We start from the raw sequence: 234 nt of genomic DNA, 5'->3' as shown, positions 1-234 counted from the left end.
AGGTTGCTGCGCCGCCGCATGCGCGTTGCCGACCCGGTAAGCGTGCGCATCTATCCCGACCTTTCCGCGGTGGAGCGGTACGGCAAACTCCACGCGCGCAACAAATTGATCGAAGCCGGCCTGCGCAAGATGCGCCTGCGCGGGATGGGAACCGAGTTCGAGAGCTTGCGCGAATGGGGAACGGGCGATCCGTTCCGTGCCATCGATTGGAACGCTACGGCGCGCCGCGGCAAG

The 234-nt window shown here is 65.8% G+C and carries 1 pseudogene; it reads left to right on the top strand.

The window, feature by feature from the left end:
* Nucleotides 1–234: pseudogene (locus tag AB1471_RS17940) on the top strand (hypothetical protein); the annotation flags it as partial.

This window comes from Jeotgalibacillus marinus, from assembly GCF_040801915.1.
GTDB classification, from domain to species: Bacteria; Bacillota; Bacilli; order Bacillales; family Jeotgalibacillaceae; genus Jeotgalibacillus; species Jeotgalibacillus marinus.
This window is presented reverse-complemented; position numbering and strand designations above follow the sequence as displayed.